This is a genomic window from Enterococcus sp. 3H8_DIV0648, assembly GCF_002140655.1.
GTDB lineage: Bacteria > Bacillota > Bacilli > Lactobacillales > Enterococcaceae > Enterococcus_A > Enterococcus_A hulanensis.
The window spans coordinates 483,215-489,584 of sequence record NZ_NGLG01000001.1 but is presented as its reverse complement, the minus strand read 5'-3'; the positions used below and the strand labels follow the sequence as shown (position 1 = coordinate 489,584).

At 38.5% G+C, this 6,370-nt stretch carries 6 protein-coding genes; 3 read left to right on the top strand and 3 right to left on the bottom strand.

Annotated features, from left to right (window positions below; translation table 11 throughout):
• The first annotated feature begins 217 nt into the window (after positions 1–217).
• From A5875_RS02215 to A5875_RS02205, 3 genes are all read left to right on the top strand, one after another.
• On the top strand, positions 218–1,369 hold the full coding sequence (locus A5875_RS02215) for a hydroxymethylglutaryl-CoA synthase (protein ID WP_088932099.1): 1,152 nt from the start codon (positions 218–220) through the stop codon (positions 1,367–1,369).
• Positions 1,370–1,835: 466 nt separating this feature from the next.
• Complete coding sequence (gene nrdI, locus A5875_RS02210) at positions 1,836–2,285, top strand: class Ib ribonucleoside-diphosphate reductase assembly flavoprotein NrdI (RefSeq protein ID WP_088932098.1); 450 nt, start codon at positions 1,836–1,838, stop codon at positions 2,283–2,285.
• Positions 2,286–2,370: 85 nt separating this feature from the next.
• Entirely contained in the window at positions 2,371–3,276 is a 906-nt protein-coding gene (locus A5875_RS02205) for a lactate/malate family dehydrogenase (protein ID WP_088932097.1), read from the top strand.
• Between the two features lie 68 nt (positions 3,277–3,344).
• Here the strand turns inward: A5875_RS02205 and A5875_RS02200 are convergent, their stop codons facing one another.
• The 3 genes from A5875_RS02200 to rsxC form a co-directional block, all read right to left on the bottom strand.
• Positions 3,345–3,905 (bottom strand): histidine phosphatase family protein, encoded by a 561-nt coding sequence (locus tag A5875_RS02200; protein WP_088932096.1) that lies wholly within the window; start codon positions 3,903–3,905, stop codon positions 3,345–3,347.
• Positions 3,906–4,054: 149 nt separating this feature from the next.
• Positions 4,055–5,041 carry an RnfABCDGE type electron transport complex subunit D gene (locus A5875_RS02195; protein WP_088932095.1) on the bottom strand — a complete coding sequence of 329 codons (987 nt, stop codon included), beginning with the start codon at positions 5,039–5,041 and terminating at the stop codon, positions 4,055–4,057.
• 4 nt (positions 5,042–5,045) lie between these two features.
• Complete coding sequence (gene rsxC / locus A5875_RS02190; protein WP_088932094.1) at positions 5,046–6,359, bottom strand: electron transport complex subunit RsxC; 1,314 nt, start codon at positions 6,357–6,359, stop codon at positions 5,046–5,048.
• Positions 6,360–6,370: the final 11 nt, after the last annotated feature.

Below are 6,370 nucleotides of genomic sequence, written 5' to 3'. Positions count from 1 at the left end.
ATATCAGCTTCTGTCAAAACCTTTAACACTTCGTTGCATATGATCATACCTGTCTCTTATACACATCTAGATGTGTATAAGAGACAGATGATATATTTACCTTTGGAAGAAAAGGATGTCTGCTCTGCTTATTACTTTAGTAATACAGTAGAAAGATATACGTGGTGGAATCATTTTTTGTGAAAAGATTTCATCAATAAGAAATAGGAGGAGCAATATGAATATAGGGATTGACAAAATCAGTTTCCACGTACCAAATTATTATCTTGATATGACGGACTTGGCACATGCACGTGAGACTGACCCCAACAAATTTCACATTGGTCTTGGACAAGATCAGATGGCAATTATTCCTGAGACACAAGACATCGTTACTTTAGGAGCAAGTGCTGCTGCAAAAATTCTTACAGATGAAGACAAAAAGGACATTGACATGGTAATCGTCGGAACAGAATCTAGTACCGACTTTTCAAAATCTGCGTCGGTAATTATTCATGGACTATTAGATATTCAACCCTTTGCTCGTTCATTTGAAATAAAACATGCTTGCTATGGCGGTACTGCCGCTTTGCAACAAGCCAATGACTACGTTACATTACACCCAGATCGTAAGGTTTTAGTTATCACAGCCGACATCGCAAAATATGGATTAAGCACTGGCGGGGAACCAACGCAAGGGTGTGGTGCTGTTGCTATGTTAATAACTAGCAACCCTCACCTACTATCCTTTAATAACGACAGTGTCTTTTATTCTGAAGACGTCTATGATTTCTGGCGCCCAGCGGGACATGACTATCCATTGGTGGATGGCCATATGTCAAATCAAGTCTATATTGACTCTTTCACCCGTATCTGGGAACAAAATAAGAAGGTCAATCAAACTGACAGCACTGACTACGCTGCCTTGACTTTCCATCTGCCTTATACCAAAATGGGACGCAAAGCGTTACGAGCAATCTTCCCAGAAATGACAGAAACTGAACAGCAACGACTGGAAGCCCGCTATGATGAAGCTGTTGTTTATAGTCGACAAGTTGGTAATCTATATACTGGCTCTTTATATCTTGGTTTGATGTCATTATTAGATAACGGGGATTTGGCTGCTGGTGATCGTATCGGTTTGTTCAGTTACGGTTCTGGTGCAGTCAGCGAATTTTTCTCTATGACCTTGATGGATGATTACAAAAACTATTTAACTATTGAAGGAAATCAAGTATTGCTTGCTGGACGACAACAATTGTCGATTGAAGAATACGAAGTGATGTTCAACAAAAAAATGCCAACTGATGGGGAAACCCATACTTTCTCAGATCCAACTAATTATGCAATCAATAAAATTAGTGGGGATATCCGCTATTACAACAAATAGACGTCGAAAAAGCCAGCTGATCAGCTGGCTTTTTTAGGCAAAAAAATAATCTAGCAGGTCTAATGGCTAAGTGTTTTTTCTTCATTCCAGATTTCTGGAATATTTACACCCTTTTCTAGGTCTTAAACGTCTTTTGTGCTTGAATTCCGTTTAAGCCTCACCATTAAGTGGAGAAATGGTTCTACTGTCTACATTTCTCTTCCCCGCTAGATTAGAATAACTTGGTAAGGAGACTTCAAATCCCTACTTCCTTTCTGCCTTTTCGGCATTCACTTTGAAATGAACACTGCTTCCGCTCACTTCCGTTGTACGATTTAACAACACTAGGGACCTACCCCTTACACCTATATTTATACCATATTTTACGATTTTTTGCAACCGTTTACACTCGTTCATCAATCCTTTTTCGTGTTATAATTTTCGAGATAGATTGAACTACTATTATTATTCTAGGAGGAAAAAAGTCATGAATATTTTATATATATCAATCTCAGGAAACACAAAAGCATTTGTAAAGCGTCTCGAGGCTCATGCTGAAGAACAGCATGAACTGGATTCGACAAATCCTTTGATTACAGCCAAAGAAATTTCTGAAAACAGCCCTTTTGATATAGAATCTGCTCCCTTCTTCACCTTTGTCCCTACCTATTTGGAAGGCGGCAACGGTGTAGATAATGGCGATACCGAAATTTTAACGGAGGCTATGCGTGAGTATCTGGAATATGAAGATAATTACAAGAAGTGTTTGGGCGTTGTCGGCAGTGGGAACAAAAACTTCAACTACCAATATTGCTTAACAGCAAAGCAATATAGTGAAGTATTTGGTTTTCCTTTCTTAGCAGATTATGAATTGAGAGGAACTTCGGCTGATTGCCAACGTGTTTATCAAATTTTGAAAGATAAAGCTTCAAATTAATCATTTACTAATTAATCTATTGACTTTTTCTCATGTTAGGGGCATTCTTTTAAAAATAAGAAATTTTACGAGAGGCGTGTTGTAATTGAGAAAAATCGCAATTATTGGTGTGGGCCATGTTGGAAGCACGACAGCTTACACTTTGATTTCAAAAAATATAGTTGATGAGTTAGTACTCTTTGACTCAAAGGAAAATATACTTAAAGCAGAACTGAATGATCTGATGGATGGGCAAATGGAACAAACCCATCAAGTTCGTTTGATCGAACCTAATTTGACAGAGTTGAAAGACACTGATGTAATTATTTTTGCTGCAGGTGATATTTCAATTTTTGAAGGAAACCCTGATCGTTTTGCAGAATTGAATTTAACTAAAACGATTGTTGAAGAATGGGCACCAAAAATCACGGAATCTGGATTTAAGGGGATTATATTGAATATTACCAATCCTTGTGATGTAATTACTCAATATCTGCAAGAACTTACAGGTTTTCCGCGTGAACGTGTCTTTGGAACTGGAACCTCGTTAGATACCGGTCGAATGAAACATGCTGTTAGTCGCAGTCTAAATGTCCATCCTTCAGCTATTGATGGGTATGTAATCGGTGAACATGGTGAAAGCCAATTTGTGGCATGGTCAAGTGTTCGAATCGGGGGTGTCCCAATCACTGATACTTTGACCAAAGAACAGCTTACCGCTTTAGATGAAGCTGCTCGTGATGGCGGCTGGGTCACATTCAGAGGCAAAGGTTATACTTCTTATGGTATCGCAATTCAAGCCGCACGCATCGCTGAAGCTATTTTAAATAATAATCATCTCGTGGTGCCTGTTAGTCATTATCACCTCTCTGAAAGCTGCTACGTGGGCTCTCCTGCGAAGGTTTCACAACAAGGTATCACTGAACAATTTCCTCTCAGTCTTTCAGATGTGGAACAAGAAAAATGGCAGCGCACGATTCAAACAATTCATGCGATGCATGCAACAATATAAAAAACCGGACAAAGTCTATCGACCCCCGAAAGTTAGACCAAAAATCTAACTTCTGGGAGTCGATATTTTTATGCACTCTTGATATTCGAAACTGCTTTTTTCCATTCAAATGCAATCAATTTTGCATTTGGTGTTCGATAGTCAAAGACCTTTTCATTTTCCAACGGCTCAAAATAATTTTTGATCGCACGTATCACTGAATTATGACAAACTAATAGATAGGTCTGATCTTCAGCTTGCTCCAACTCTTCCAACAACGGTACTATTCGAGCATAAACATCCATCAACGATTCACCATTCGGATAACGTACTGCAAATTGCGTCCGAATTTTCAAATATCCTTCTTGTTCATCGCTTGTTCCATCGTAATCACCATAATCTAATTCAATCAAACGGGAATCCATGTTCATTGGCAAATCATTATTTTCAGCTACAATTCTTGCCGTTTCTCTTGCCCTTACCAACGGCGAGTGAATGATTCCGGTTATGGGTGATTCAAGCTTAGCTGCTTCCTCTGATAAAATAGCTGCCTGCTCATATCCCACCTGCGATAAAGCAATGTCGCTTCTCCCCGAAATAATTCCTTTCCTATTCCACTCGGTCTCTCCGTGTCTAGCTACGTAAAGCAAATAAAACAATCCTCTCTATCATAAAAATTGAAAATCTTCCGTTACTTGATTTTCAAAAAAATTCTATTAAACAAACTGGTAACTACCAATATCTTTACCACTTTATCACTAGAATGAAAGGACGTCCACTTTTTTACAGAAAATAATTGCTAGTTTTCTACTCCATAGACTCTTGGTATAATAAGATGATCTATCAGCGGAACGAAACAGTTCATAATTAACAAAATGAACGTCATCCCCTCAGGCATCGAGCTAAATTCCCGCCAAGCCATTAATAATAATCCGCAGCAAATCCCATAAATAATTTCACCTCTTGGTGTTGTAGGCGATGTGCTATAATCGGTTGCCATAAAAAATGCGCCTAACATCGTAGCTCCGCCAAAAACATGAGCAAAAACAATCGTAGGATCACCTTTTCCTAATAATAAAGCTATTACAGCAATTGTTCCGAGCATACAAAATGGAATATGCCATGTAATTACTTTTTTATATAGTAAAAACAAACCACCGAAAAATAAAAGTATAGCCATTGTTTCACCATTTTTTCCAGCGATCATGCCAGTCAAACTATCTACTATTTGACTTGAGTTTAGTGATTCCCCTGCCTCTACTTTCATTAAAGGGGTCGCTGAAGACACGACATCTAATCCGTTAGTTGAAAAGAAAGGATGCGGTTGTACATTGGTCGACATTTCTTTGACAAAAATCAATCTTAAAACAGCTCGACCTGTTAAAGCTGGATTCAACAAATTCCGACCAATTCCACCAAACAATTCCTTTCCTACAATAATTCCGATTGCTCCGCCTAAAGCGGGATACCACAAAGGGACACTTGCCGGCAAGCTCATCGCTAATAATACTCCTGTCACAGCTGCCGAAAAATCTTTAGGAATCGTATTTTTACGAAGCTTAAACCATAGAAATTCACAAAATAAACAGGTGCCTACTGCGATAATATATAGTAGCAGCGAACGAATACCAAAGAAAATAATCGAAACTAGCACACTAGGTAGCAGTGCCAATAATACCAATTGCATAATTCGATCCGTTTTTTCATGGAACAACAAATGAGGTGAAGCTTCCATCATGGGATAATCTTCGCTTCGGACTGTCTCAAAAGAACGTTTTTCATCCATAACACTACCCCTGCCTCTCTTTAATCATTTGCTGTCCAGCAACAATATGTTCAGCTAAATGACGCCGAGCAGGACAAATATACGTACAGCAGCCACAATTAATACAACTATCCACATATAGTTTTTCTAGTCGTTTCCAATTTTCCTTCAAATAATTTTTCTCAAGTTGATGAGGCAAAAGGCCAATCGGACAAACTTCTACACAGCGTGCACACATGATACATGGACTAGGTGTACTATCTTGGTCATGTGTCTCGTTAATGACGATTAGACCATTTGCAGATTTCGTCAAAGAGGCTGCCATAGTATCCACAGTTTTTCCCATCATAAAACCACCTGTAATAATTTTCGATGGTTTTCCATCAAAACCATTACAAAAATCAATCATATCCTCAATAGAAGTTCCAATCGGAAAATAAACATTCTTTTGCGTTTTAACATCTCCAACAACTGAACAGATTCGATGACTCAAAGGAATTCCTGGATCAATTGCTTCAAAAACTGCCACTGTCGTCGCTACGTTAATAATCAAATAGCCCAAATCTCTTGTTGATCCTGTAGCAGGAGCTTCTTTCCCAGTAATTGTTTTGAAAAGCATCTCGGTACTTCCTTGAGGATAGACTGAAGGAACCTCAATCACTGAAATATTTAGGCTATCTTGACATAAATTCCGCATGGCATCAATTGCTTCTTGTTTATCATCTTCAATGGCAATAATTCCTTCTTTTGCTTCTACTGCTTTTAGAACCAACTCACAACCCCTGATTAACTTTTCACCTTGAGTGACCATTAATGCCGCATCAGCCATCAATAGTGGTTCACATTCTGCACCATTAAAAATGCACGTATGAATCTTTTCTTTAGGATTTAATTTTACATGACTAGGAAATGTCGCACCGCCTAACCCTACTACTCCAGCAGCTTCTACTCGTTCGACAATTATTTCCGGTGTCAGTTCATCAATTGTTTCATGGTGTACTTCACGAGGCTGCTCACGGAAATCATTTTCAATGACTACACAAGTCATTTTTTCACCTTGTCCTTGATCAATTTCCTCTATTGCAATAATCTTTCCAGAAATACTTGCGTGAACATTCGCTCCCAATCTATCACCTATTTTTGCAATAGGTTGCCCTAAAAAAACCTCTTCACCTACAGTCACAATTACCTCAGCAACCTCCCCGATATGCTGCTGAACTGGAATATAAACCTTTTTAGGATGAATACTTTCCACATTTTTATAATTATTGATACCTCTCAAATGAAGAGCAGAATCCTGATGAAGATCAATTCCTCCTTTAAACACTCGCTTACCCATCACATTCCTCC

Bases quoted from the DNA above. Each gene is read 5' to 3' on its own strand.
- rsxC (WP_088932094.1), bottom strand. From the start codon at position 6,359: ATGGGTAAGCGAGTGTTTAAAGGAGGAATTGATCTTCATCAGGATTCT.
- nrdI (WP_088932098.1), top strand. From the start codon at position 1,836: ATGAATATTTTATATATATCAATCTCAGGAAACACAAAAGCATTTGTA.
- A5875_RS02195 (WP_088932095.1), bottom strand. From the start codon at position 5,041: ATGGATGAAAAACGTTCTTTTGAGACAGTCCGAAGCGAAGATTATCCC.
- A5875_RS02215 (WP_088932099.1), top strand. From the start codon at position 218: ATGAATATAGGGATTGACAAAATCAGTTTCCACGTACCAAATTATTAT.